This is a genomic window from Micromonospora sp. NPDC005806 (assembly GCF_042871425.1).
Lineage (GTDB): Bacteria > Actinomycetota > Actinomycetes > Mycobacteriales > Micromonosporaceae > Micromonospora.
The window spans coordinates 24,350-48,719 of sequence record NZ_JBIAIL010000007.1; the positions used below are offsets into that span (position 1 = coordinate 24,350).

A 24,370-nucleotide genomic window follows, 5' to 3' on the forward strand; every position below is an offset into this window, starting at 1 on the left:
CACCTCAGGACGCGGGAACGGCCCGGGCCGCGGCCACCACGGCCTGGCCGAGGGAGATGCCACCGTCGTTGGGCGGCACCCGCGAGTGCACCAGCACCCGGAAGCCGTCCCGCTCCAGCCCGCTCACCACCCGGTCGAGCAGCAGCACGTTCTGGAAGACCCCGCCGGAGAGCGCGACCGCGGCCAGGCCGGTGCGCTCCCGGACGGCTCCCGCCGCCCGGACCACGGCGTCCGCCAGGCCGTGGTGGAAGCGCGCCGCGATCCGGCCGGCGTCCACCTGGGCGAGCAGGTCCTCGACCACGCACCGGACCAGCCCGCGTCCGACGTCCAGCAGCGGGACCGGACCCGCCGCATCGACCCGGTAGCCGCCCCGCTCGTCGGGATCGGCCCGCTGCTCCAGGGCGATCGCCGCCTGCCCCTCGTACGTGACGCGATCGTGCAGGTCGAGCAGCGCCGAGACGGCGTCGAACAGCCGGCCCGCGCTGGAGGTACGCGGCGAGTTCGTCCCGCTCCGCGCCAGCGTCACCACCGCGGGCCAGTGCCGCTCGTGCCGGCGCCGCACCGGCAGGTCCGGCACGGCGTCGCCGTAGATCTCGTCGAGGTAGGCCGCCGCCATCCGCCACGGCTCGTGCACCGCCGCGACCCCGCCCGGCATCGGCACCGCGCCCAGGTGGCCGACCCGCTCGAACCCGGCCAGGTCCGCGACGAGCAGCTCACCTCCCCAGAGGGTGCCGTCCGGGCCGAACCCGAGGCCGTCGAAGGCGACGCCGATCACCGGTCCGGGGTCGCGGTTGTCGGCCAGGCAGGACGCGATGTGGGCGTGGTGGTGCTGGACGCCGAGCAGCTCGACGTCGTCGCGCTGCACGGCGTACTTGGTGGACAGGTATTCGGGATGCAGGTCATGGGCGACGACCTCGGGTCGGACGTCGAAGAGCCGGGTGAAGTGCGCGATCCCGTCGGTGAACGCCCGCAGCGTCTCGTAGTTCTCCAGGTCACCGACGTGGTGCGACACGAACGCCCGGTGGCCCTTCGCCACGCAGAACGTGTTCTTCAGCTCCGCGCCGCACGCCAGCACCGGCCGGTCGAACCGCCAGGGCAGGGTGATCGGCGCGGGCACGTAGCCACGCGACCGCCGCACCGGCAGCTCACGACCCCGGAACACGCGCACCACCGAGTCGTCGGTCCGGACGTGGATCCGCCGGTCGTGCGTCAGGAGCCCGTCGGCGATCCGCGCGAGCCGCCGGCGGGCGTCGTCGTCGCGGTGGGCGATCGGTTCGTCGGAGACGTTGCCGCTGGTCAGCACGATCGGCATGCCGAGCCGCCCGAGCAGCAGCTGGTGCAGCGGCGTGTACGGCAGCAGCACGCCCAGGTCGCGGTTGCCCGGCGCCACCGACGCGGCGACCGGGGCGTCGGCGCGGCGGGGCAGCAGCACCACGGGACGGCGGGCCCCGGTGAGCACCGGCACGGCCGCCGGCGCCACGTCGACCAGGGCCCGCGCCGCCGGCAGGTCGGCCGCCATCACGGCGAACGGTTTCTCCTCGCGGTGCTTGCGGGCACGCAGCGTCGAGACGACCCGGTCGTCGTCGGCCCGGGTGGCCAGGTGGTAGCCGCCGAGGCCCTTGACCGCGAGGATCCGGCCGGCGCGCAGCCACCGGACGGCCGTGTCCAGGGGATCACCGGCAACCGGGGCGCCGTCGGCGGTGACGAGCCGGAGGGCCGGACCGCAGGCGGGGCAGCACACCGGCTCGGCGTGGAAGCGGCGGTTCGCCGGGTCCGCGTACTCGGCGGCGCAGTCGGCGCAGAGCGGGAACTCGGCCATCGTGGTGGTACGGCGGTCGTACGGTACGTCCTCGACGATCGTGAAGCGCGGGCCGCAGTTGGTGCAGTTCGTGAACGGGTAGCCGTGGCGCCGGTCCGTCGGCTCGGCGAGCTCCGCGAGGCAGTCCCGGCAGGTGGCGGTGTCCGGGGAGATCAGGGCTTCCCGGCCCGCGCCGGTGACGCTGGTGACGATGGCGAAGCCGGGCTGGCCGGTCGGCGGCACCGCCTCGGTGGTGAGCCGTTCGACCTGGGCGAGTGTCGGTGCCCGCCGGCTGAGGTCGGCCACGAAGGCGGTCAGGCGGTCTCTGTCCCCTTCGACCTCGACGAAGACGCCGGCGGTGTCGTTGCCGACGAACCCGGCCAGGTCGTACTCGGTGGCCAGCGCGTGCACGAACGGCCGGAAGCCGACCCCCTGCACGATGCCCTCGACGCGCACGTGCACCCGTCGCACGTTGGCCAGCTCCACGGCAACCCGGTCAGCGTGAGTCGGCCAGCGCCTGCTGGGTGAGTTCCCAGAGCACGTGGTAGACCGTCGTCTGCGCCTCCTGGACCCGGTGCACCGATGGCGAGGGCACCACGAACAGGTGGTCGATGGCCGCGGACTCCGCCATTCGGCCGCCGTCGTACCCGGCGATGCCGACGGTGAGCATGCCCCGCCGGGCCGCCTCCTCGAACGCCCGCAGGACGTTGTTCGATCCGCCGCTCGTGGACAGCCCCACCGCGATGTCCCCGGCCCGGCCGAATGCCGCCAGCTGTCGGGCGAAGACCACCTCGAACCCGACGTCGTTGGCGAGCGCCGTGATCAGCGCGACGTCGTGGGCCAGCGAGATTGCCGGCAGCGGGCGGGCGGCCTGCGGCGGGTGCAGGAACAACTGCGCGAGGTCCTGCGCGTCCGTACTGCTTCCGCCGTTGCCGAAGGTGAACAGCGTGCCGCCGGCGTGGAAGGCCGCGGCGCACCGGCGGGCGCAGTCGACCAACCGCGGCCCGTGCTCGGCGGCGAGGGATTCGCGGAGGGCGACTATCTCCGCCGCCTTCTCCGCGGTAGATCTCGCCACCGCGGCGAGTACCGCGTCCACGTCGGTCGGCCGGGTGTCGAGGAACGGGTACAGCGCACCGATGGCGCCCTCGACGCGGGCGCTCACGAGCGCTTCTCCACGACGGCGATGGCCTCCTTGGCGTGCACCAGCACGACGTCACCCGGGGCCGCCTCGACCAGGGCCACACTGACCTCCTCCGGTCCGGCGTCCGTGTCGACCACGGCCAGGCCGTCGGCGATCAACTCCCGCACCGGGACGGCCACCGCCGTGTCGGAGCAGGTGATGCAGACGTCGTCGTGGCACTCGGGTACGGCCCGCGTGGTCGGCACCGGCTGCGGATTCACCGGACCGCCTCCGGCTCCAGCAGTCCGGGTTGCTCGAAGAACACGTGCACCAACTCCCACAGGATGTGATAGATCGTCACGTGCACCTCCTTGACGATGCACGGGTCCTCGGAGCGGGCAACGACGACATGGTCGGCGACGGCGTCGTGGGCGATGTCCCCGCCGTCGTCGCCGAGCAGCCCGACGGTGAGGAGGCCGAGGTCGCGGGCCGTCACCAGGCCACGCCGGACGTTGGCGCACCGGCCGTCGACGGACAGTCCGAGCGCGATGTCCTCCGGGGCGGCGAGCAGGCGCAACTGAGCCGAGAACACCTCGTCGAAGCCCTCCGCCCGGGCGATCCCGGTGAGGGTGGCGGCGTCGTTGGTCAACGAGATCGCCGGCAGCGCCCGCTTGCCCACGATGACCGGGTGGACGAACTCCACCACGACGTGCTGGGCGTCCGTCGCCGGCCCGCCGTTGCCGAAGACGATCAACTTGCCGCCGCGATGGAAGCGTACGGCCATCTCGTAGCAGGCCTGCGCGATCTGCGCCGCGTCGCCGGCGAGCGCCTCGGCGGGTGCCACCCGGCGGGCGAACGCGCGGTGGACTGTCGGTATCACCGGCGACTGCATGCTCCTCCGATCAGCGCCCGGAGACCGCGTACCGGTCGGCGCGGCCGACCCGCGTCCCCTCGAAGGCATCCGCCGAGCGGCGCAGGCAGGCACCGATGACCTGGTCGAGCTGCGCCAGTCGGACCCGCCACGACCGGAGATCGTTGCGGCCCTTGGCGGTGAGGTCATAGCACCGGCGAGCCGGGCCCGCCCCGGCGGTCTCCCACACGGAGATCAGCGACCGATCGCGTTCCAGGCCGCGCAGCACCCGGTAGACCTGGCCGGGTTCCACATCGGGCAACCCCATCGCTCTGAGCCGGTCGATCAGGTCGTACCCGTGGCCGGGCCGCTCGAAGATCAGGAGCAGGAGAAGCGGATGCAGCAGACCCCGCAGCTCACGTCCGTGCATGCCAATCCCTCCCCCGGCGCAGGGCACCGCGTCTCCTGCAGCTAACCACACTTTCTCCCAAAAAGGGCAGATTGCCCGAATCGAGTAGACCACGCCAGCGCCGCGGCCCGCGACCGGATCGAGCATCCGGCCGCGGGCCGCGGCGCCATCGTGGCGAAGACGTCCCGGATCAACCGCCGCTGTTGGAGCGGGCGGGCGCGGGCGCCGAACCCCCGGCCACCACACCCGGGTGCGGCGTGGCGCCGACCGTGGGCTTCAGCCCCGCCGGTACGGGCAGCGCGCTGCCCTTGGCGAACTCGTCCCACCCGACGTTCCAGGCGGTCCAGCCGTTGCCCGGGTCCAGCGTCACCTCGGTGCCCTTGACCGTCACCAGGTCACCGACCTGCGTGATCTTCATCAGCCAGTCGGCGTTGGTGTTGGAGACGTTGGTGCAGCCGTGGGAGACGTTGATGTAGCCCTGGTCTCCCTCCGACCACGGGGCCGCGTGGATGAACTCCCCTCCGTCGGTGAGCCGCTGCGCGTCCTCGACGTCGACGACGTAGCCACCCATCGGGTCACCCCGGGTGTCGAAGGTCGTGTAGTCGAACTTTTCCATGATCACCATGTTGCCGCTCGAGGTCGGGGTGCTCGACTTGCCGAGACTCACCGGGATCTTCCGCAGCAGCTTGCCGTCCTGATAAACCGACATCTGCTTGCTGCCGTTGTCGATGTCCAGCGAGACCTGGCGGCCGACCTTCGAACTCGCCGACCGGTCCGCGTCCCCGACGAGTTCCTTGCCGATCGGCAACCCCTCCAGCGCGCTCCGCACACTGATCTTCGTGCCCGGCTTCCAGAAGTCTGGGGCTCGGTACTCGACCTGCTTGCCGTCGTTCAGCCACGACCAGGTGCCCGGCTGCGGTGGATCCGTCTTCACGAACAACCGCCGCTGCACGTCCGCCCTGGCCTCCTTCGGAATGCCCGGGTCGAACGTGACCACCATCGGCATCGCCGTCCCGTACGTCTGATCCCCGGTGAAATTCAGGACAGTGGTGACCGCTGGCTTGGTCGATTTCGCCATCGTCGTGAACATCGTCTTCTGCGTGGTCGTCCGGCCCTTTTCACCGGTGGCGGTGACCTCCGCCGTGTACGTCCGCGAATTCTGCAGGGGGCGGGTCGGCACCCAACCCGACCCGTCCTCCCGCGGCTCCGCCGGCACCTGGGCACCCTTGTCGTCGATCAGCCGCACCGCGGTGATCTTCCCACCCTTGACGGCGGTCCCCACCTCGGCGCTGATCGGCACGTCCCGCGACCGGTCGCCCGGCGTCACCGTCAATTGCGGCGGTGCCGGGGCCGCGTGCCGGGTGCCCGGCAGGCGGTCGGCGGTGCACCCGACGAGGACCAACGGTGTGGCCGCGATGGTCACCGACAGCAGCCTCAATCGCCGCCTCAGCTCCATATTGCTCCCCCCGTTCGTGGATTTCCCTCCGCCCACATTCTCTCGGCGACGGGGGGATGCGACGCGATTTCGCCAGATTCATCGGAAGGACTTCCGGGAAACATTTCCCATTCTTTACTAGATGGCTTCAACGGGCCGAGGATCTCTTTCCGCGACTGTTCCGACGGAAAGCGGGACACACTACTCGCCCATCCCGTCCCGACCCGGCTGCGCCCAGCGGTTCCGCTTGCGGCGGCCTCGACCCTGCAGCCGCACAGAATTCCCGGTGCTCCGGATCGAGCCGACCGGGCCGCTGTGCGCTGGTTCGCCTCGAACGCACCGATCGCCGCACGGTCGGGACATCCGCTCGCGGACCCGCCGCTCACCGGACCGGCAGGAAACTGCACTATCCGCAGCGAGCCTCGCGAAGTGGCACAAGGCGATCGAACGAGCGCGGCCGATCCCGACGCCGGAATTCTCGCCGTCCCGGGACTACTTTCGGCAACCGGGCCATGCCCGCCATCTCGGCGATTACGGTGCTTTAGCGTGACCGCAATTCGCATTACTGCCGTGGCGCTCAGCGCCCTCCTGACCACGCCCGCCGTGGTGGCCGAGTCACCGACGCGGGCGGCGGCCGCGCCGTACGTGCCCTGCCCGACCGTCAAGCCGCCAGCACCCCCGCCCGCCGCACCGTCTCCGCCACCGGTCCGTCCCGCCGACCAGGCCGTCGGCGGCGAGGCGCTGGCGACGGCCGGACTGTCCATCCCCGCGGGTGCGCCGATGGCGCCGGCGGTGACCGCCACCTCGTGGGTCGTGGCCGACCTCGACAGTGGCGCGGTGCTGGGTGGATGCGGCCCGCACGAGCTCCGCACACCAGCCAGCGTGCAGAAGATGCTGCTGGCCGCGACCCTGATGCCCCGCCTCGACCCGGCACAGGTGGTCGAGGTGACCCGGGCGGATCTGCAGGACCTCGACCCGGCCAGTTCCCTGATGGGGGTGGCCGAGGGCGGCCGCTACTCGATCGAGAGCCTGTGGCTGGGGCTGCTCCTCAAATCGGGAAACGACGCGGCCAACGTACTGGCCCGGGTCGGCGGCGGCACCGCCGGGCGGCAGGGCGGCGTGCAGGCGATGAACGACGAGGCCCACCGGCTGGGCGCGAACCAGACCCACGCGGCGACACCATCCGGCCTGGACGGCCCCGGTCAGTACACCAGCGCATACGACCTGGCGCTGATCGCGCGCGCCACCTACGCCCGCGCCGACTTCCGGCGATACATCGCCACCCGGGTGGCGGAGATACCGGCAGCGCCGGGAACGCCGGGCTTCGCCATCACCCACGACAACACACTGCTGGACCACTACGCCGGGACGCTCGGCGGGAAGACGGGCTTCACCGACCTGGCCCGACAGACGTACGTGGGGGTGGCCGAACGTAACGGTCGGCGGCTCGCCGTGACCCTGCTCGGCGCGGAGACCGCGCCACTGGGGAGCCTGGGCGAGTCGGCAGCCCTGCTCGACTGGGGCTTCGCGCTCTCCCCCAACGCGTCGGTCGGCCGCCTGGTCACCCCCGACGAGAAGAAGGACGAGCGCCCCGTCGCCGCCGTCAAGGGCGAGCGCCACGGCCAGGCCGCAAGCTCGTCAGCGGTCCCCCTGCGGACCGCTCTCGGCGCCGGCGTCGCCGTCGTGCTGGCCGTCCTGCTCCTGGCGGCTCCGTGGCGACGGAAAGGCGTACGGCGCGCCGCAGACCAGCCCGTGCTGAGTCCACAATCAGGGGCTGACCGGTCCCCGTCCGAACCGTAGGCGAACGGCACCACTGCGCCGGGATGGAGGAACGGTATCCGGTGGATGTGCGCCGGCCGCCGCCCGTGGCCGAGGATTCCCGGCCCGCCGGGCGCGGGCCGGGAATCCGCGGGGCCCCGACGAGTCGCGCGGACGGCGGCGTCAGGTGAGCGGCGCGGCCACTGCGGCCTGAGCGTCGACGACGCCCCAGCCGTACAGCGGCGAGTAGACGCCGCGCAGGCCGGCAACGGGGGTGCGGGCGGTGGACATCAGCACCGAGTAGACGTTGTCAAGGCTGCGGTGCTGGGCGAAGAGCAGGGCGGCAACCCCTGACACGGCGGGGGTCGCCATCGACGTGCCGGCGTACGCGTCGTAGTTCCCCTGTCCGCAGCCCGCGGAACCGGTGCCGACGGGGACGCTGGACCACACGTCGTCGTCGCAGTTGACGAGGCCGGCACCACCGGGAGCGGCGACCGCCTTCAGGTCGGTCTTCACGCCCAGATTGGAGTACCAGGCCTTCACCTCGTTGCGATCGGTGGCGGCGACGCAGAGGGCGCCGGCTTCCCAGGCCGGGGTGTCGCACAGCGGCGCGGTCTCATTGCCGGCAGCGGCGATGACGGCGACGCCCTTCGTCTGCGCGTAGGCGATTGCCGCGGTGGCGTCGGCCTCGAGCCCGGTGAGCGTGAGGGCCTGGGAGCCCGGCAGCGCCCCGAGGCTGAGGTTGATCACCTTCGCGCCGTGGTCGGCCGCGTAGCGGATGCCGGCGGCGATGTCGGCGAAGCTGCCACTGCCCGCCTCCAACACCTTGATCGGCATGATCTTCGCGTCCGGGGCGACCCCCGCCCCACCGACACCGTTGCCGGTTGCCGCCGCCGCGATGCCCGAGACGTGGGTGCCGTGCTCGTCGCCGGCGTCGGCCGTGCCGTTGGGGCCCCGCCAGTCGCCGTTGCCGCAGGAGGTCGGGCCGCAGTCGACGAAAGTGGCACCGGGCACGAGTTTGGCGCTCAGGTCCGGATGGCTGAGGTCGACGCCGGTGTCCACCACCGCGATCACCACACCGGCTCCGGTGCTGGTCGCCCAGGCCTGTTCGGCGTGGATCTGCCGCAGCCCCCACTGCTTGTCGTACAAGGGGTCGTTGGGGCCCGCCTGCGCGGGCGTAGCGGTGACGGCCACGAGTGCCGTGACCACTGCGGCGCCGGTGAGTAGCCGGGTGATCGACATGGGACCTCCTCAATGCGGTGGGGTTCATCCGCATATCGGAGAAGAGAGTCGATACGCAACAGCGCCGGTGGAAACGACCTGTCGTACCGCCGCCGCGCTGACCTGGGAGATCCGTTCCGGGTCGGGTTGACCAGCCGTGCGACGTCGGCGGTCACCGCTGATCGCCGGGTCAGCTGCTGCCCAGCCGGGCGACGAGGTCGCGCACGGCCTGCCGGTACTCCTCCTCGTTCGGGTCGAAGCTGTGGCCGCGAACCGGTGGCGGCACGGTGTCCCTCGGTGGGGTCAGCAGGCCCTGCGGGTCGGGCAGCCGTCGGTCCACGCCGCTCGCCGGATCGACGCGTGCCCCCGGGCCCGCCGCCGGCCGGGCTGGTCCCGGGGAAAGGACCCAACCACCGATCCAGTCGGTGTCACGCCAGAGGTTCAGCCAGCGCCAGTTCACCCGGTCGCCGATGTCGCGCAGCGTCCCGGGACCCAGATACGCCGGAAAGACCATGCTGTAGAGCCGGCGCAACGGATTGGCATGGGTCAGCAGCGCGACCCGTTCGAGGCAGGCGGGCTCCAGCTGCAGCACCGCCGAGGCCACCAGCAGCGCGCCGTGGCTGTGCCCGGACAGCACCACGGCGCCGCCGTGACGGGTCAGGTACCGGATCCGCCGGATGAGCTCCGGCACCACGCGTTCGGTGTAGCAGGGCGGGGCGAGCGGGTGGGTGGTGCGTGGCCAGAAGGTGGCCAGGTCCCACAGCACCCCGACGATGCCGACCGCCTTCGCACGGTGGGCGGACAGGGCGGCGACCGCCATCGCGACGGCGAACAGCCCGGTGAGGTTGCTGCCGAGGTGACTGATGAACACCACCGACCGGGCCAGCGACTCACCCCCGATGCGCAGGCCCAACTCTCTGGGCCCGATGCCGGCGAGGGAGAGCCCGGCGGAACCGAGAATCAGCACGAAGATGACGGCGTACGCGGCGGGCAGGGGCCAACTCTCGTCGGTCAGCCTCGCCCGGGCGATGGCGTCACGCACCGCGCGGACCCGTGGCTGCGGTTCCGGCGGGGCGTCCGGGAAGTCGCGGCGCAGGACCTCCATCGCGGCCCGACGCCGGCGACGCACCGTCAGCCGGCCGCGCAGGACGGCGGCAAGCGCGGTCACCAGCACGGCCACGAAGAAGCCCATCGCCGCCCACCGGTACGCCACCGGCGGCAACAGTGGCGGAACTCCGCTGGGCAACAGCCGGCGCGGGGTGGGATTGAGGTTCCGGTCGAGATAGTACGAGGCCGCGTAGACGACGGCGGACGAATAGGCCACCCCCAGTCCGACGGCGAAAGCGGCGACGACGGGGGCACCCAGACCGTCCAGGAAGGTGGGGGTCCTCGTCCGGCTGCGCTGCCGCAGGACGACCGCGGCGAGGATCAGGATCAGTGCCGCCTGACTGACGTAGAGCCAGGCCACCAGCGCGTCGTAGCCGGGCAGCTCGGGCCCGGTGGTCCACCGGGACCGGGGCAGGGCGGCGTAGCCGACCGTCAGCGCGGTGACCGCCAGCATGGCCGCGCGGACCGCGTGGATGAGCGCGCCGACCCGCCCGTCGGCGGGGTGGCCGGGTCGGGCCGGACGGCAGAGCAGCGCCGCCGCGGCGACGATGACGACGGCGGCCAGGGCGAGCAGGGCGTAGCCGACGGCCCGATTGTCATGCGGGGCGACCGCCCCGAGCAGCACGACATCGACGGTGCCGAGCGCGATCGCCACGTGCAACGCCCGCAGCCGCCGCAGGAAGGCCCGGTTGTCCCAGAAGCCGTGGACGTCGAGTCGGGGGGCGCCGCAACCTCCCGGGACCGGGGTCGCCGAGGCGTCCTCGGGCAGCCGCCACGATCGTGCCCCGAGCCACCACATGAGCGCCACGGCGGCGATCGGCACCAGGGCGGACAGCGCGATCCGCTGCCCGGGCTGCAGACCGGCCAGCCACGAGACCGTCCGGCGGTCCGCGGTGCAGTGCGGGTAGGCGGCGCACTGCCAGGCGACGAGGTCGATCGCCACGCCGACGACCGACAGCACGTACATCGCGGTCAGCGTGACGGCCAGCAGCCGGCAGATCGCCCGGGCGACCGCAACGGACCCGGGCGGCGCCGGCGGGAGCATCCAGATCGCGATGTTGCTCAGCATGAACGGCAACAGCAGCACCAGGGAGAGCGTGCGGGTCGCCCGTCCGCCCGTCAGGTCGCCCCAGCGGTACGCCTCGATGAGCACCCCGCCCGGCCCTCTCGGGTCGCCGTAGCCCGCCTTCGGACGGAAGAAACCAGCGTTCTGGTCGCCGGCCACCCTGGTCACGATCGGTCGGTCGAGGATCTCCTCCGCGCTCGATCCGCCGACGCCCGGTACCCGCAACTCGGTCGTCTTCACCGGCACCGCCGTCCCGTCGACTGTTCGCGGCGACCGCTTACCCGTTACGCCCTGCACCACGCGCCCCAGCACGACAAGGCGCATGTTCAGCATGTTTCGCCCTGGCATGCCACCTTCCCCGCCGCGGCATGACCGGGGCGGCTTCGTACCCGATTCGGGCAGTGCCGCGGGTAGCCAGGCCGTGCCCGTCGACGTTGAACCACACGTACGGTCGGTCGGCGGATGGATTGGTGGTGCGACGTGGCCTCGGTGGCGCGATGCGCTGGGCGAGCGACCTGATGCGGTGGATGTCGGCAGTCGTCGGTCTGGCCCTCCTGGTCGTCGTCTTGAGCAGCATCCTGCGCAATCTGGTGGTGACGCGCGGGTTGGGGTCCGCGCTGGTGCGGATGCTGTGGCTTGCGATGCGGTGGGTGCTGCGCCGGGCATCGGCGCCCTTCCACAGCTACGAGACCCGCGACCGGTTCCTCGCCTGGCTGGCGCCGGCCGTGCTGATCGCGATGCTGTGGTCGTGGCTGATCGGGCTGCTGGTCGCTTACGGGCTGCTCATGCACGCGGCCTCCGGACTCTCCTGGCCGGACTCCTTCCGCGAGGCCGGATCCAGCCTGCTCACCCTCGGATTCGCCTCCAGTGCCCGGACCGCACTGAACCCGCTGGACTTCATCGCCGCGGCGAGTGGACCGCTGGTCATCGCGCTGCAGATCGCCTATCTGCCGACGCTGTACGGCGCGTACAACCGCCGGGAACTGGAGGTCACCCTGCTCCAGTCCCGCGCCTCCCAGCCCGCCTGGGGACCCGAACTGCTCGCCCGGCAGGCCCTCGTCGGCACCGTGGACGAACTGCAGGGGCTGTACGAGAACTGGGAGCGGCTGGCCGCGGACATCGGCGAGACGCACAGCAACTACCCGGTGCTGCTGTCGTTCCGCTCGCCGCGCCCGTACCGCGGCTGGGTTGTCGCCCTGATCGCGGTGATGGATGCCGCCGCCATGCACATCTCGCTCGCCCCGTCCGCGGCATCCGTCCCCGCCGCGCGGCTGATGCTGCGCTCGGGCTTCACCGCGCTGCGCGACATCGCCCGGGTCGTCCATATCCCGTTCAATCCCGACCCCGACCCCGGCGATCCGCTCCAGCTCACGTTCGAGGAGTACGCCGAGGCGGTGGCGCACGTGACGAAAGCGGGCTTCGTCGTGGAACGATCGACGGAGGAGTCCTGGCCGCACTTTCGCGGCTGGCGGGTCAACTACGAGAGCATCGGCTACGCGCTGGCCCGCAGCGTCGACGCGGTGCCCGCGCTGTGGAGCGGCGGGCGGGACTTCCCCCACGCGCCGCTGGCACCCCGCAGGCCCACCGACCGACGGCCGGAGTCGCCCCGGAACCGTCCATCCTGACGCGCTCCGTCGAGGGTGACCGGCCAGTGGTTGCTGCCGCCGCCGGTCTTGGCCGGGCCAGGCTCGGGGAGGCCGCGGCGGCAGGTTTGTCCTCGATCACGGCGGGCAGGCGGTGGGCGCGTACCGGGCGCCGCGAAACGCACCCTTCGCGTTGTCGCCACCGTCAAGCGAACGGACACCAGCCATGACCAACAACTTCACGCATGCCGCCGGCAAGGGTCTTCGCCTGGCCCGGTCGGCGTTCTTCGGGTCAAGCCTGGTCCTCGCCGGGTTGGCCTCCGCACACTCCGCGGCAAAGGTGGAGAGCGCCGTCGACCTCGCTACCGCGGCCTCCTACGCCGTGCTCGCCGACAGTGCCGTCACCAACAGCGGAAACTCGGTGATCACCGGGGACGTCGGCATACACCCGGGCACGAACGTGTCAGGATTCCCACCGGGAGCCATCAACGGCACCCGCCACATCGGCGACGCCGCAGCGCAGCGCGCACAGTCCGACCTGACGGCCGCGTACGACGAGGCAGCCGGACGAGCCTCGAGCCGGACGATCGGCCCCCGGCTCGAAAGACAGACGCTCACCCCTGGCGTCTACAAGGTCCGTCAGCACGCCAACCTGGCCGGCACGCTCACCTTGGACGCTCAGGGGAATCCTGGGGCCGTCTTCATCATCCAGGTCGACTCCACGCTGACCACGGCAGAGAACAGCGGCGTGCGGGTGGTGAACTCGCCGAGACCCGCCTGCAGTGTCTTCTGGACCGTTCGCGACTCCGCCATCCTCGGCGCCAACACGTCCCTCGTCGGCCGGATCATGGCCGTCAAGGACATCACGCTCCAATCCGCCGCGAAGCTCGAGCAGGGTGGCGCACTGAGCCGTGACGGTGCGGTCACCCTGGACACCAACGCGGTCAGCCGCTCCGACTGTGCCGCCGCAGGCACACCGACCCAGCGGCCGACGACGGCACCGGCCAGCCCCACGAGCCCGGGCCCGTCGCAAACCGGTACCCCAGCGGCGCCAGCACCGGTTCCGCCCGGTACGACCGCACCGGGTACGACGACGCCGGAGACCGGCGCACCCGTTCCCTCCACGCCGGAACTGACAGTGCCGCCGCCGGCGGCGCCGAGCGTGCCGGAGGTGACGGTGCCTCCGCCGGCCGCGCCCGGACTGCCGGCGCCGCCGCCGGCGGCGCCCGGGTTGGGGGTCGGGTAGGAAGGAAGGGCAGCCCGTGCCTGGCGCGTCAACGCGCCCGAACGGGCTGCCCCTCGATGGGCCGCGGTAGAGCGGTGCGGTTCCGTGCGGCATTCCGTTCGTCCCCCAGCGGCCGCTGGCGTCGCGGTCGCCAGCGGGTCATGCCGACGCCCAGCAGGACGACGACCATGCCGGCGGTCATCCGCAGCGTGACGTGCTCGTCGAGCACAACCGCGCCCAACGCCACCGAGACCACGGGCAGCAGATAGCCGACACTGGCGGCGTTGGTCGCACCCTCCTGCGTGATGATCTTGTAGGTGAGGTGGAAGGTGACCGCCGTACAGCCGAGGGCGAGGACGGCGAGGGCGATGACCGGCGCCGCGGTCACGTGCGGCAGGTACAGGCCACCGACGGGCAGGAACAGCGCGCTCCAGCCGGCCGCGGCGAGAAGTTGGGCGCTGGACAGCACGATCGTCGGAATGCCTCGTCCGACCAGGGTCCGCGCCATGTAGGCGAAGGCGGCGGCGTAGCTCGCCGCCGCGCCGAGGATGGCCAGGGCGTTCCAGCCGACCAGACCGCCGTGCCGCCACGGGGCGAAGATGGTCACGACGCCGACGAAGCCGAGCAGCAGTCCGCCGAGGCGGACCGGCCGCAGGTCGCGCTCCGTGCCGATCGCGACCCCCAGCAGCAGGGACCACAGTGGAGTCGTGGCGTTCAGCACCCCGGCGGTGCCCGAGTCGACCGTCCGCTGGCCGAGACTGAACAGGGCGAACGGCAGGGCGTTGCAGAGGAAGGCCGCCACCGCCAGCTGCCGCCAGGTCGACCAACCGTGCGGCAGGCGGTGGCCGGACAACCGGCAGACGAGCAGGAGTGCCGCAGCGCCCAGGGCGCACCGGGTGAAGGTCACCTGGGCGGGTGAGAACCCGTCCAGGGCCACGCTGATCCACAGGAAGGTCGAGCCCCACAGCAGGGCCAGTACGCCCACCCGGAGCAGATTGCGGGTGCCACTGCTGGCCATGGATCCTCCGTCGAGGCGTGTCGTCGGGCCGCGCCAGGTCCACCGTGCCCCGCGCCACTCGACAGGACAAGTGAAAGTTCCTACCTGACCGTTAAGCTCTGCTACATGCTCGACGTACGACGCCTCCAGGTCCTGCGCGCGGTCGTGACCAGCGGCTCGGTCACCGCGGCCGCCACCCACCTGGGCTACACCCCGTCCGCGGTCAGCCAGCAGATCGCGGCGCTGGAGCGGGAGACCGGTGTCCGCCTGCTGGAGCGGATCGGCCGTGGCGTGCGCCCCACCGCGGCGGGCCGGCTGCTCACCGAGCATGCCGGGATCATCGGCCGGAGCATCGCCGAGGCGGAGACCGCGCTGGCCGAGCTACGGTCGGGCCGCACCGGGCGACTGACGGTGCGGTACTTCGCCACCGCCGGTGCCGCCCTGATCCCGCCCGCGCTGGCGCGCTTCCGCCACCACCACCCGGACGTGCGGGTCGAGCTCAAGCTGACCGACCCTGACGATCCGCTGCCCGAGGTGGCGCAGGGCCACGCGGACCTGGCCATCCTTGTCCGGGCGGGCAGGCCGGTCCGAGACGGCGTCCACCTCGTCCACCTGCTCGACGATCCCTACCTTGCCGTGCTGCCCCGGGGCCACCACCTCGCCGGGAAGGCGGCCGTCGACCTGGCGGAACTCGCCGAGGAGGCCTGGGTCACCAGCGAGCCTGCCGGGCCATGCCGGGAGGCGGTCCTGGCCGCCTGCGCGGCCGCCGGCTTCCACCCGCGGACCGCCGTGGAGTGCGACGACTACCCGACCGCTCAGGGTTTCGTCGCCGCCGGGCTCGGCGTCAGCGTGATCCCGCGGACCGCGCTCGACAGCCCGCACCCCGAGGTGGTCGTGCGGGAAATCCAGAACCCGCAGCCTGCCCGGCGGATCCACGCGGCGGTCCGGGAGGCCTCGCTCGAGCAACCGGCGCTGCGCGGCCTGCTCACCGCGCTGCGCGACGCGGCACGCGGGCGCGGCTGACCCGCCGCCGCCCAGCCCGGGTGGTCACGTGGGCTCACCACCGCCCGAGGTGGCGTCCGTCTTCTCCACTGGAGGAGGGCCCGCGTCGCCGTCCCGTCGCCGGCGACGGTCCCGCCGGCGCTGGAGCAGCGCCGCGACGAGCAACGATCCGGCGGCTGCCGCGCGTCCCCACCGGCGCAGCGCCGCCCGGACCGGCCCGGGCGGAGGCTGCGGCGGCGGCCCTGGCACCACGACCCGGTCCACGCCCGGGTACGCCAGCCGGGATGCCTCGACCGCCTCCTCCTCCGACAGCGCAACCCGGTTACCGGTGAGGACCAGCCGCCGGGCCTCGTCCCGGTAGCGCCAGCGCCACACCTCCCCCTCCGGCCACAGCTCGATCCGCTCCCCCGGCCGGTCGGGGGCGGGGGTCTCGGGTTCGTCGTCGTGCGCCGGGGGGCGGGGCGAGGGTCGGCCGCCGCGGCGCAGGTCGGCCCGGGTGAGGCCGCCGATCGAGGCCGCGTCGCTGCGGGACAGCGCCCGCGCGGTCAGGAACGCGACCGCGCCGGTCAGGACCGGCACGACGAACACCAGCACCCGGAACAGCGTCAGCAGGTCGTAGACCGGCACGCCGAGCAACCGGGCGAGGATGTCGTCACCGGCAGCCACCACGAGCACCGCGAAGAAGGTCAGCGCGGCCACGCCGACGCCGACCCGGACGGGGTGGTCCCGGGGCCGGTCGAGCAGGTGGTGCGGGCGGCGGTCCCGGTTCCACCGCCGCTCGGCGAACGGCCAGAGGTAGAGGGCGGCGAAGGCCAGCCCGCCGAGCACGACCCCGGGGAAGAACGGCCCCGGGACCAGGTACCCGGCAATGCGAAACTCCCAGGACGGGAACAGCCGCAGCGCGCCGTCACCCCAGGCGACGTACCAGTCCGGCTGCGCCGGCGAGGTGGACTGGGCCGGCTCGAACGGGCCGTAGAGCCACACCGGGTTGATCTGGGCCAGGCCGCCGAGGGCGAACAGCACGGCCAGGACCCAGGCGAAGAGGGCGAGCGAGCGGAGAGTGTAGCTCGGCCACAGTCGTGACCCGACCACGTTGTGCTCCGTCCGGCCCGGGCCCGGGAACTGGGTGTGTTTCTGCCGCACCAGGATGGCCAGGTGCAGGGAGATGAGGGCGACGAGGATCGCCGGTACGAGCAGCACGTGGCTGACGAACATCCGCGGGATCATCTCGTCGGAGGGGAACTCGCCCCCCAGGGCCAGGGAGGCCAGCCAGGTGCCGACCAGCGGGACGGACTCGACCACCGAGGTGATGATCCGCAGGCCCATCCCGGAGAGAAGGTCGTCGGGCATGGAGTAGCCGGTGAAGCCGTTGGCCAGGGCGAGGGTGAGCATGGTGACGCCGATCAGCCAGTTGAGTTCCCGCGGCTTCCGGAAGGCGCCGGTGAAGAAGATCCGGGACAGGTGCAGGACGATCGCGGCGAGGAAGACCAGGGACGCCCAGTGGTGGGTCTGCCGGATCAACAGACCGGCCCGCACGTCCCAGCTCAGCCGCACCGTCGAGGCGTAGGCGGCGGAGGTGGTGCTGCCGTCCAGCGGGGCGTACGCGCCCTGGTAGACCCGGTCGGCGGAACTGGCGTCGAAGAAGAAGGTGAGGTAGACGCCGGTGAGGATCAGCGCGACGAACGAGTAGAGCGCGATCTCGCCGAGCATGAACGACCAGTGGTCGGGGAAGACCTTCGCCAGCGCCCGGCGGGTGATCGGGGAGAGCCGGAGCCGGTCGTCCAGCGCGCGGGCCAGGCGGTCGATGATCATTGCCGGCTCCAGAACCCGGCGCCGGGCGGCGCGGTGAAGTCGCCGGTGGCCCGCAGGAAGCCGTCCGGGTCGACCTCGATCGGGAGTCCCGGCAGCGGTCGCGCCGCGGGGCCCGCGATGGGCCGGGCACCGGCCAGCAGGTCGAACGACGACTGGTGGCAGGGGCAGAGCACCCGGCCGGTGCCCTTCAGGTAGAGCCGCACCGGACAGCCGGCGTGGGTGCACAGCAGCGACCAGACGACCAGTCCGCCCAGCTGCCCGCCGGCGGGCGGGCGGGAGAAGCGCTCGGGGTCGAGGCGGACCGCGAACGCGGGGGCGTCGCCGGCGTCAGGGTTTCCCTCCGGGAAGACCGCGACCATCGTCTCGGCGGGCACGTCGTCCGGCCGCAACGGCCGTCCCTCCCCGTCGACCAGCCGTACGCCGGGCCCCCACGGGGTGTCCTTCAGTGCCCGCGGCGGGCGGACCCGGTCCCACGGGAGCAGGGAGCGCAGCGGGAACAGCACGGCGACGCCGAGGGCGGTCAACGCGAACCCGAGTGCCGCGAGCAGGCCGTACCGGCGTGTCGGGCTGTCCGGCGCGTCGAACACCGCCGCGGTCATCGCCTGCTCGGCCGGGGGCGGGGTGAAGCCCTCGTGCTCCTCGACGTACCCGCCGACCGGCACCAACCGCCCGGCCCAGACCGCGAGACCCACCGCCAGACCGGCGAAGGCGACCGCCAGGGACACCCCCTCCCACCGGGTGTCGCCACCCAGTCCGTACGTCACCGCGAAGCCGACCGCCCCGGCGGCGCTCAACAGGAACGCGGCGACGATCCGGCGGCTCGCGGCCCGCTCGGTCGCCGACGGGGTCGGGCGCCTCACTCCGCTGCCCTCCGGCCCAGCCAGCGCACGCCGGCCAGCAGCAGTCCGAGCACCGCCAGCCAGGCGACCACGCCCTCGGCCAGCGGACCGAGCCGGCCGAGCGGGTTGCCGCCCCGGTCCAGTCGCTCGCTGCGCAGCCGCCGCACGTAGCTGGTCAGGTCGTCGACCTGCTGGTCGGTGAGCACCTGGCCGGGGAAGGCCGGCATCAGTCCGGGCCCGACCCGGACCGCCTCGGCGATCTGGGTGGCCGAGGCGTCGTACAGCGGCGGCGCGCTCCAGCCGTTGGTGAGCACGGCTCCCGAGCCGGTCGCCCCGTGGCAGGGCGCGCAGTTGCCGGCGAAGAGTTCCCGGCCGGAGACCACATTGCCGGGCGCGACCCGGGGGATCTGCGGGCCGCCGCCACCGAAGGTGGCCACGTGGCCGACCAGCGCGGAGATGTCATCCGCGGAGAAGACGGGTTCGCGGCGCCGGGCCTGGGGCACCTCCTGCGACACGGGCATCCGCCCGGTGGAGAGCTGGAAGTCCACCGCGGCGGGCCCGACCCCGATCAGGGACGGCCCCCGCTGCGACCCCCGCCCCTGCGGGCCGTGGCAGCTGGCGCACTGCTCCAGGTAGAGCTGGGTGCCGCGGTCGGCGGCGGGGGTGCTGGCGGCCGGGGTCGGGGTGGGGTCGGGCGCGGGCGCGAGCGCCACCGGCCCCACGGCGAGCGCCAGCACGAACCCGACCACCAGGGCCCGGCGCGGGTGCGGGGCGGGCAGGGTCACCGCTCGTCGTCGCCGCATCCGTCAGTCCAGCGTGTAGAGGTACGCGGCGATGTCCTGCGCGTCGATCGCGCTGACGCCCAGGTTCGGCATGGCGGTGCCCGGCTCGACGGCCTGCGGGTCGGTGATCCACCGTTGCAGGTTGTCCGCGTTGTTGGGCAGCTCACCGGCGATGTAGGACCGAGACCCGAAGCGGGTCAACGGCGGGCCGACCAGCCCACCGGCCCGGTCCACGCCGGGAATCGTGTGGCACGAGCCGCAGCCGTACTGGGCGATCAGCTTCGCACCCCGGTCGGGCCGTCCGGCGTGGGTCTCGGGCGGTGGCGGCGGCGACGTCGACGCGCAGCCGGTCATCGCGACGACCGGCAGCGCCGCCAGCACGGCTCCGAGCATCCAGAGACGACAGCTCATCGCACCACCCCTTCCGGTGCGCCGCCGGTCGGCGACGGCGTGGGAGGCCGGCCCGGCCAGGCAGGGACCGGGCGGTCGGGCCGCTCCCGGTCCAGCCGCAGCAGCCAGCTCAGGAAGACCGCCAACGCCACCACCAGCACCATCAGATCCATCGGCGCCCACATCAGCAGTCCGGCGAGCTGCTGGTCGGCGAGCGGGTCGGGGCCGAGCACGCGGGCGGGGTAGACCGGTTCGGGGGCGAAGGTGAGGACCGCGCCGAGGGCGGAGGCGGGCAGCATGGTGCCGACCAGCAGCAGCAGCGACACCGGCGCGGGCGTCCGGTGGCGAGCCGAACCGAGTACCGGCGCCCACAGCAGCCAGGCCGCGGCCACCAGGCTCAGATGCTCGGCGGCGTGCAGGACCGGGCGGTCCACCGCGGCGACGTACGGGCCCGGCAGGTGCCACAGCCACAGGACGACGGTCTGCACCGCTCCGGCCAGCAGGGCGTACCGGGCCGGCCGGCGCAGCCGACGCACCGGCGCCGCGGCCCGCCAGCGGGCCAGCAGCCGGCGCGGCGGCAGGGGCGCGGCCAGGGTCAGCGGCAGTCCCGCCGCGCCGGCCGCGAGCAGTGGGCCGGCCACCAGCACGAGCAGCATGTGCTGGGCCATGTGCCCGGCGAAGGAGGACTCCGCCAGGCGGTGCACCGGACCCTGGTCGGCCGCCAGCACCACGAGCAGCCCGCCGCCGAACGCGGCCACCCGCCAGCCTGGCACGACCCGGCCCCGGCCCCGACGCGCCCACAGCTCCTGCACGCCCCGGCCGTAGCCGGCCGCGAGCAGGCAGACCACGGCGACCGCCAGCATCGTCAGCAGCCCTTCGGCCACGTCGCTCTGGCCGGGCCCGTGGGCCCGGAACACGCTCAGCCCTGACATGGCGGAAACACCAGCACGGCGACCCCGCCGAGCACGATGATCGTCAGGAACAGCAGGTTCGCCCAGACACCCACCACGGCGAGCATCCGGGAACGGTCGACCGCCCGGTCTTCGGCGCCCGCCGACTGCGCCTGGGCGGTCCGCCGCCACACCAGCGTGGCCACCAGGAGCGATCCGACGGTGACCAGGGCCGGGAGCACCACCGCGAGCCACAGCGCCTGCCCCAGCGGTACGGCGGCGACGCGCTCGTGGCCCGCAGCGCAGGCCAGTTCGTCCAGCGGCCAGACGACGAGCAGATGCGCGGCCCAGGCGACCGCCCCGCCGAGCACGCCGTACCACAGCAGCAGCCCGCCGGTCAGGCGGGCGCGTGGGCCGGGTCGCGTGGTCATCACAGCCGCGGGGAGAGGTAGATGGTGAACAGGATGGCGACCCACACCGTGTCGACGAAGTGCCAGTAGATCGCGGCGTTGCGGACCCGTTCGTGGCGGTGGGCCCCGAAGCTGCCGCCGCGCAGGGAGGCGGCGAGCAACCACCCGATCATCGTCAACCCGACCAGCACGTGCAGGCCGTGGAAGCCGGTGATCAGATAGAACAGCGAGCCGTAGACGTCGGTGGTCATGGTGTAGTGCCGCAGGTCCTCGGCGTACTCGATGGCCAGCAGGGCCAGGAACGCCAGCCCGAGCACCATGGTCGCGGCGAGCCCGGCCCGCAGCCGCCAGCGCTGGCCCCGTCGGATGCCGTGTTCGGCCCAGACCACCGGCAGGCTGCTGGGCACCAGCACCGCGGTCATCACCAGCGGGATGAGCAGCTTCGGCTTGTCGATGCCGTCCGGCGGCCAGGTGGGGCCGTGCTGGAAGCGGAGGTAGTAGTAGCTGCCGAGCAGGCAGGCGAAGAGGGTGGCCTCGGTGGCCACGAACAGCACCATGCCCCACCAGCCGGTGGGCCGGCCGACCGGCTCTTCCGTGGTCAGCGCCGCGACGCCAGTGGCCGCGGCCACGACCCCACCCCGGTCCGTCATGACGCCACCCCGAGTTCCTGGTCGGGGCGGCGCGGCGGCCAGAGCCAGGCCGCGATCGTCGCCGCCACCACCAGCACCGCGACGGCCGCGATCGGGTACGCGGCGAGCAGCATGGCGGTGAAGAAGACCAGCAGCGCCCCGGCGAGCACGAGCGGCTTGAACGAGGGCTCCGGCATCCCCACCGCCCGCTCGGGGCGCGCGTCCAGCTCGCTGGTGAACAGGGTGCGCCGGCCTTCGCTGAGGATGCGGTCCGCGGTCGCTCCCGTGGTGGTCGACTCGGCGGTCCGCTCGTCCCAGGTGGGGTGCAGGCTGTGCACCCGCGGGATGACCGGGAAGTTGTAGGGCTCGGGCGGCGACGCCGTCGCCCATTCCAGACTGTCGCCCTCCCACGGGTCCGCCGGTGCCGGCCGGCCCCGCCGCACCGTGTGCAGCACGCCGATGAGCACCAGCAGCAGCCCGACCGCCAGCAGGTACGACCCGATGGTGCTGACCAGGTTCCAGCCGTCCCAACCCGGGTCGCTGCGGTACGTGTAGACCCGCCGGGGCAGACCGAACAGACCGGTGAGGTGCATGGGGAAGAACGTGACGTGCATGCCGGTGAAGACCAGCCAGAACGCCCATCGCCCGAGCCGCTCGTGGTACAGCCGGCCGGTGATCTTCGGTAGCCAGTAGTAGATGCCGGCGAGCATCGGGAAGACCGCCCCACCGATCAGCACGTAGTGGAAGTGCGCCACCACGAAGTACGAGTCGGTGACCTGCTGGTCGAACGCGGTCAGCGCGAACATCGCGCCGGTGAAGCCGCCGAGCACGAAGGTCACGATGAACCCGATGACGAAGAGCAGCGGCACCCGCAACACCAGCCGGCCGAGCAGCATGGTGGCCAGCCAGGCGAAGATCTGGATCCCGGACGGGATCGTGATGACCGTGCTGGCCGCGCTGAAGAAGCTGTACGACAGTTGCGGCAGCCCGGTGGCGAACATGTGGTGCACCCAGACCCCGAACGAGATGATGGAGATCGCGACGATCGCCAGCACGATCAACGGGTATCCGACGACACCGCGGCGGGTGAACGCGGGGAGCACGGCGGAGACGATCCCCAGCCCGGGCATCACGATGATGTACACGTCGGGGTGCCCGAAGATCCAGAACAGGTGCTGCCAGAGCAGCACGTTCCCCCCGCCTGACGGGTCGAAGAAGTGGGTGCCGAACCGGCGGTCGAGGAAGAGCATCGCGTTGTCCGCGTTCAGCGCCGGCAACGCGAAGATCACCATGAACGCGGTGGCCACGATCGCCCAGACGAACAACGGCACCCGGTTGAGCGACATCCCCGGCGCCCGCAGCTTCAGCGCGGTGACGATGAAGTTGATCGCGCCCGAGGTGGTGGAGATGCCGAGGAAGAGCAGGCCCAGCGCGTAGACGTCCATGTGCAGGCCGGGGTTGTGCTGCACCTGGTTGAGCGGCGCGTACGCGAACCAGCCGTTGTTCGGCGCCGCCCCGAACGGCAGGCTCGCCCACATGAACAGGCCGGCGAAGAGGAACACCCAGTAGCCGAAGGCGTTCAGCCTCGGGAACGCCATGTCCCGGGAGCCGATCATCAAGGGGACGAGGAAGTTGCCGAAGCCGAACAGCATCGGCGTGGCGAACAGGAAGATCATCGCCGTGCCGTGCATGGTGAAGAGCTGGTTGTACTCCTGCGGCGAGACGACGCCCGACTCCGGCCGGGCGAGCTGGGTACGCATCAGCAGCGCACTCAGCCCGGCGAGGACGAAGAAGAACGCGGCGGTGACCAGGTAGCGTCGGCCGATCTTCTTGTGGTCCACGGTGGTGAACCAGGCGCGCAGCGAGCGGGGCTCATCCCAGTGGTCGGCCAGCCGGGCCAGGTCGTCGCGGCCGATGCCGGTCGCTGGGCTGGTGGTCGTGGACATGGCGGCCCCTACTCCAGCGACCGTAGGTAGGCGATCAGGTCGGGCAGGCGGGCGGCGTCGACGGGCTGCGGGGGCATGGCGTTGCCGGGCTTGACGGTCTGGGAGTTGGCGATCCAGCCGCCGAGGTGTCCGGCGTCGTTGGGCACCGCGCCGGCGCCGATGCTCCACCGCGATCCCACGTTGGACAGGTCCGGCCCCACCCGCCCCTGCGCGCCGGTGCCCCGCACCGTATGGCAGGCGGCGCAGGTGCCCTGCACGAAGGTCTGCCGACCACGCCGTTCGGCCTCGGTCCCCGGCGCCCGGGCCGGGGCGTCCAGCCGGGCCAGCCAGGCGTCGAAGTCGGCGCGGGGCTCCGCCACCACCAGGAATGCCATGTGGGCGTGCTGGGTCCCGCAGTACTCGGCGCACTGGCCGCGGTAGCTGCCGTTCCGCCGCGCCTCCAGCCAGGTCTCGCGGGTCTGGCCGGCGATCAGGTCCGTCTTCGGCATCAGTTGCGGCACCCAGAAGCTGTGCAGCACGTCGTCGGTCCGCAGGCGTATCCTGACCCGCTCCCCCACCGGGATGTGAATCTCGTTGGCGGTGGCGCCGGAGGCGCCCGCGTACCGGACCTCCCACCACCACTTGTGGCCGGTGACCTCCACGGTCAGTGCGTCCCGGCCCGGGCCGGCGCCGAGCGCGGCGAGGTCCCGCAGGCCGACCCCGTACACGGCCACGAGGATGATGAACGGCAGCCCGGCCCCGGCGATCGTGACGAAGCGCAGCGGCTGGCCGTGGCGCACCCGGGCGGCGCCCCGCCGGAACACCAGCGCCCAGGCGAGCAGCGCCATGATCTCGGCGAACACCGCCACGGAGATCCAGAACAACAGCCACCAGAGGCCGTTGACCCGGGCCGCCCCGGTCCCTGCCGGATTCAAGGCCGACGGACTTCCGCCGGAGCAGCCGGCGAGGAGCAACAGGCCGTACAGCAGCGGCAGCACCGGCCGGGATCGGCGCTGCCGTCGGGCCGGGCCCGCGGTGGTCTGCCCTGTCATCTTCACCGGGAAGGACGTTAATCCCGCTCGACCGCCGTCATACCTTTTATCCCCGAACGAGGCGGTATGG

General features: G+C 72.6%; 22 protein-coding genes. 4 read left to right on the forward strand and 18 right to left on the reverse strand.

What is annotated here, in order from left to right:
- Nucleotides 1-4: 4 nt before the first annotated feature.
- The 6 genes from hypF to ACFYOS_RS10255 all read right to left on the reverse strand — a co-directional run bounded on the left by hypF (nucleotide 5) and on the right by ACFYOS_RS10255 (nucleotide 5,633).
- A complete protein-coding gene (gene hypF / locus ACFYOS_RS10230) occupies nucleotides 5-2,269 on the reverse strand; it encodes a carbamoyltransferase HypF (protein WP_387138027.1) in 2,265 nt (754 codons plus the stop codon).
- A gap of 25 nt (nucleotides 2,270-2,294) precedes the next feature.
- Nucleotides 2,295-2,960 carry an SIS domain-containing protein gene (locus tag ACFYOS_RS10235; RefSeq protein WP_387138030.1) on the reverse strand — a complete coding sequence of 222 codons (666 nt, stop codon included), beginning with the start codon at nucleotides 2,958-2,960 and terminating at the stop codon, nucleotides 2,295-2,297.
- Nucleotides 2,957-3,199 (reverse strand): HypC/HybG/HupF family hydrogenase formation chaperone, encoded by a 243-nt coding sequence (locus ACFYOS_RS10240; protein ID WP_387138033.1) that lies wholly within the window; start codon nucleotides 3,197-3,199, stop codon nucleotides 2,957-2,959. The genes ACFYOS_RS10235 and ACFYOS_RS10240 overlap by 4 nt, the downstream gene beginning before the upstream one ends.
- On the reverse strand, nucleotides 3,196-3,798 hold the full coding sequence (locus ACFYOS_RS10245) for an SIS domain-containing protein (RefSeq protein WP_387138036.1): 603 nt from the start codon (nucleotides 3,796-3,798) through the stop codon (nucleotides 3,196-3,198). The genes ACFYOS_RS10240 and ACFYOS_RS10245 overlap by 4 nt, the downstream gene beginning before the upstream one ends.
- Nucleotides 3,799-3,820: 22 nt before the next feature.
- The gene (locus ACFYOS_RS10250; RefSeq protein ID WP_387138039.1) at nucleotides 3,821-4,198 is read right to left on the reverse strand and encodes a helix-turn-helix transcriptional regulator; all 378 of its coding nucleotides are present in this window, start codon (nucleotides 4,196-4,198) and stop codon (nucleotides 3,821-3,823) included.
- A 169-nt stretch (nucleotides 4,199-4,367) separates the two neighbouring features.
- Entirely contained in the window at nucleotides 4,368-5,633 is a 1,266-nt protein-coding gene (locus ACFYOS_RS10255) for an Ig-like domain-containing protein (RefSeq protein WP_387138042.1), read from the reverse strand.
- Nucleotides 5,634-6,158: 525 nt separating this feature from the next.
- On the opposite strand from ACFYOS_RS10255, the gene ACFYOS_RS10260 reads away from it, so the two are divergent.
- A complete protein-coding gene (locus ACFYOS_RS10260; protein ID WP_387138044.1) occupies nucleotides 6,159-7,412 on the forward strand; it encodes a D-alanyl-D-alanine carboxypeptidase family protein in 1,254 nt (417 codons plus the stop codon).
- Nucleotides 7,413-7,553: 141 nt separating this feature from the next.
- On the opposite strand, the gene ACFYOS_RS10265 is transcribed toward ACFYOS_RS10260, so the two are convergent.
- Nucleotides 7,554-8,612: a S8 family serine peptidase gene (locus ACFYOS_RS10265; protein WP_387138047.1), complete on the reverse strand. Its 1,059-nt coding sequence runs from the start codon at nucleotides 8,610-8,612 to the stop codon at nucleotides 7,554-7,556.
- A 169-nt stretch (nucleotides 8,613-8,781) separates the two neighbouring features.
- Complete coding sequence (locus ACFYOS_RS10270; protein WP_387138050.1) at nucleotides 8,782-11,088, reverse strand: hypothetical protein; 2,307 nt, start codon at nucleotides 11,086-11,088, stop codon at nucleotides 8,782-8,784.
- 149 nt (nucleotides 11,089-11,237) lie between these two features.
- Between ACFYOS_RS10270 and ACFYOS_RS10275 the strand changes: the two genes are divergently transcribed.
- On the forward strand, nucleotides 11,238-12,389 hold the full coding sequence (locus ACFYOS_RS10275) for a hypothetical protein (protein WP_387138052.1): 1,152 nt from the start codon (nucleotides 11,238-11,240) through the stop codon (nucleotides 12,387-12,389).
- A gap of 184 nt (nucleotides 12,390-12,573) precedes the next feature.
- Nucleotides 12,574-13,593: an ice-binding family protein gene (locus tag ACFYOS_RS10280; RefSeq protein WP_387138054.1), complete on the forward strand. Its 1,020-nt coding sequence runs from the start codon at nucleotides 12,574-12,576 to the stop codon at nucleotides 13,591-13,593.
- A 28-nt stretch (nucleotides 13,594-13,621) separates the two neighbouring features.
- On the opposite strand, the gene ACFYOS_RS10285 is transcribed toward ACFYOS_RS10280, so the two are convergent.
- Nucleotides 13,622-14,590 carry a DMT family transporter gene (locus ACFYOS_RS10285; protein ID WP_387138057.1) on the reverse strand — a complete coding sequence of 323 codons (969 nt, stop codon included), beginning with the start codon at nucleotides 14,588-14,590 and terminating at the stop codon, nucleotides 13,622-13,624.
- 105 nt (nucleotides 14,591-14,695) lie between these two features.
- Here ACFYOS_RS10285 and ACFYOS_RS10290 point away from each other — a divergent pair, with 105 nt between their 5' ends.
- Entirely contained in the window at nucleotides 14,696-15,592 is an 897-nt protein-coding gene (locus ACFYOS_RS10290) for a LysR family transcriptional regulator (protein ID WP_387138060.1), read from the forward strand.
- Between the two features lie 24 nt (nucleotides 15,593-15,616).
- On the opposite strand, the gene ACFYOS_RS10295 is transcribed toward ACFYOS_RS10290, so the two are convergent.
- From ACFYOS_RS10295 to coxB, 9 genes are read right to left on the reverse strand one after another with little or no spacing between them, the layout of a single operon-like run.
- Nucleotides 15,617-17,383: a cytochrome bc complex cytochrome b subunit gene (locus ACFYOS_RS10295; protein ID WP_387138062.1), complete on the reverse strand. Its 1,767-nt coding sequence runs from the start codon at nucleotides 17,381-17,383 to the stop codon at nucleotides 15,617-15,619.
- Nucleotides 17,380-18,243, reverse strand: a complete 864-nt coding sequence (locus ACFYOS_RS10300) for a Rieske 2Fe-2S domain-containing protein (protein ID WP_387138065.1) — start codon at nucleotides 18,241-18,243, stop codon at nucleotides 17,380-17,382. Before ACFYOS_RS10300 ends, ACFYOS_RS10295 begins: the two co-directional genes overlap by 4 nt.
- Nucleotides 18,240-19,025 carry a c-type cytochrome gene (locus tag ACFYOS_RS10305; protein ID WP_387138068.1) on the reverse strand — a complete coding sequence of 262 codons (786 nt, stop codon included), beginning with the start codon at nucleotides 19,023-19,025 and terminating at the stop codon, nucleotides 18,240-18,242. Before ACFYOS_RS10305 ends, ACFYOS_RS10300 begins: the two co-directional genes overlap by 4 nt.
- Before the next feature lie 3 nt (nucleotides 19,026-19,028).
- On the reverse strand, nucleotides 19,029-19,415 hold the full coding sequence (locus tag ACFYOS_RS10310; protein ID WP_387138071.1) for a c-type cytochrome: 387 nt from the start codon (nucleotides 19,413-19,415) through the stop codon (nucleotides 19,029-19,031).
- Nucleotides 19,412-20,326 carry a cytochrome c oxidase assembly protein gene (locus ACFYOS_RS10315; protein ID WP_387138074.1) on the reverse strand — a complete coding sequence of 305 codons (915 nt, stop codon included), beginning with the start codon at nucleotides 20,324-20,326 and terminating at the stop codon, nucleotides 19,412-19,414. The genes ACFYOS_RS10310 and ACFYOS_RS10315 overlap by 4 nt, the downstream gene beginning before the upstream one ends.
- Nucleotides 20,314-20,715, reverse strand: coding sequence for a hypothetical protein (locus tag ACFYOS_RS10320; protein ID WP_387138077.1), 402 nt, complete (start codon nucleotides 20,713-20,715; stop codon nucleotides 20,314-20,316). Before ACFYOS_RS10320 ends, ACFYOS_RS10315 begins: the two co-directional genes overlap by 13 nt.
- Complete coding sequence (locus ACFYOS_RS10325; protein ID WP_387138081.1) at nucleotides 20,715-21,344, reverse strand: heme-copper oxidase subunit III; 630 nt, start codon at nucleotides 21,342-21,344, stop codon at nucleotides 20,715-20,717. Before ACFYOS_RS10325 ends, ACFYOS_RS10320 begins: the two co-directional genes overlap by 1 nt.
- Nucleotides 21,341-23,269 carry a cytochrome c oxidase subunit I gene (gene ctaD, locus ACFYOS_RS10330; RefSeq protein ID WP_387138084.1) on the reverse strand — a complete coding sequence of 643 codons (1,929 nt, stop codon included), beginning with the start codon at nucleotides 23,267-23,269 and terminating at the stop codon, nucleotides 21,341-21,343. The genes ACFYOS_RS10325 and ctaD overlap by 4 nt, the downstream gene beginning before the upstream one ends.
- A gap of 8 nt (nucleotides 23,270-23,277) precedes the next feature.
- Nucleotides 23,278-24,300 (reverse strand): cytochrome c oxidase subunit II, encoded by a 1,023-nt coding sequence (gene coxB / locus ACFYOS_RS10335; RefSeq protein ID WP_387138564.1) that lies wholly within the window; start codon nucleotides 24,298-24,300, stop codon nucleotides 23,278-23,280.
- Nucleotides 24,301-24,370: the final 70 nt, after the last annotated feature.

What these genes read in the sequence shown, in the direction of transcription:
- ACFYOS_RS10250 (WP_387138039.1), bottom strand. Translation starts at nt 4,198, where the DNA reads ATGCACGGACGTGAGCTGCGGGGTCTGCTGCATCCGCTTCTCCTGCTC.
- ACFYOS_RS10255 (WP_387138042.1), bottom strand. Translation starts at nt 5,633, where the DNA reads ATGGAGCTGAGGCGGCGATTGAGGCTGCTGTCGGTGACCATCGCGGCC.
- ACFYOS_RS10265 (WP_387138047.1), bottom strand. Translation starts at nt 8,612, where the DNA reads ATGTCGATCACCCGGCTACTCACCGGCGCCGCAGTGGTCACGGCACTC.
- ACFYOS_RS10270 (WP_387138050.1), bottom strand. Translation starts at nt 11,088, where the DNA reads ATGCGCCTTGTCGTGCTGGGGCGCGTGGTGCAGGGCGTAACGGGTAAG.
- ACFYOS_RS10280 (WP_387138054.1), top strand. Translation starts at nt 12,574, where the DNA reads ATGACCAACAACTTCACGCATGCCGCCGGCAAGGGTCTTCGCCTGGCC.
- ACFYOS_RS10285 (WP_387138057.1), bottom strand. Translation starts at nt 14,590, where the DNA reads ATGGCCAGCAGTGGCACCCGCAATCTGCTCCGGGTGGGCGTACTGGCC.
- ACFYOS_RS10290 (WP_387138060.1), top strand. Translation starts at nt 14,696, where the DNA reads ATGCTCGACGTACGACGCCTCCAGGTCCTGCGCGCGGTCGTGACCAGC.
- ACFYOS_RS10295 (WP_387138062.1), bottom strand. Translation starts at nt 17,383, where the DNA reads ATGATCATCGACCGCCTGGCCCGCGCGCTGGACGACCGGCTCCGGCTC.
- ACFYOS_RS10305 (WP_387138068.1), bottom strand. Translation starts at nt 19,025, where the DNA reads ATGCGGCGACGACGAGCGGTGACCCTGCCCGCCCCGCACCCGCGCCGG.
- ACFYOS_RS10310 (WP_387138071.1), bottom strand. Translation starts at nt 19,415, where the DNA reads ATGAGCTGTCGTCTCTGGATGCTCGGAGCCGTGCTGGCGGCGCTGCCG.
- ACFYOS_RS10315 (WP_387138074.1), bottom strand. Translation starts at nt 20,326, where the DNA reads ATGTCAGGGCTGAGCGTGTTCCGGGCCCACGGGCCCGGCCAGAGCGAC.
- ACFYOS_RS10320 (WP_387138077.1), bottom strand. Translation starts at nt 20,715, where the DNA reads ATGACCACGCGACCCGGCCCACGCGCCCGCCTGACCGGCGGGCTGCTG.
- ACFYOS_RS10325 (WP_387138081.1), bottom strand. Translation starts at nt 21,344, where the DNA reads ATGACGGACCGGGGTGGGGTCGTGGCCGCGGCCACTGGCGTCGCGGCG.
- ctaD (WP_387138084.1), bottom strand. Translation starts at nt 23,269, where the DNA reads ATGTCCACGACCACCAGCCCAGCGACCGGCATCGGCCGCGACGACCTG.
- coxB (WP_387138564.1), bottom strand. Translation starts at nt 24,300, where the DNA reads ATGACAGGGCAGACCACCGCGGGCCCGGCCCGACGGCAGCGCCGATCC.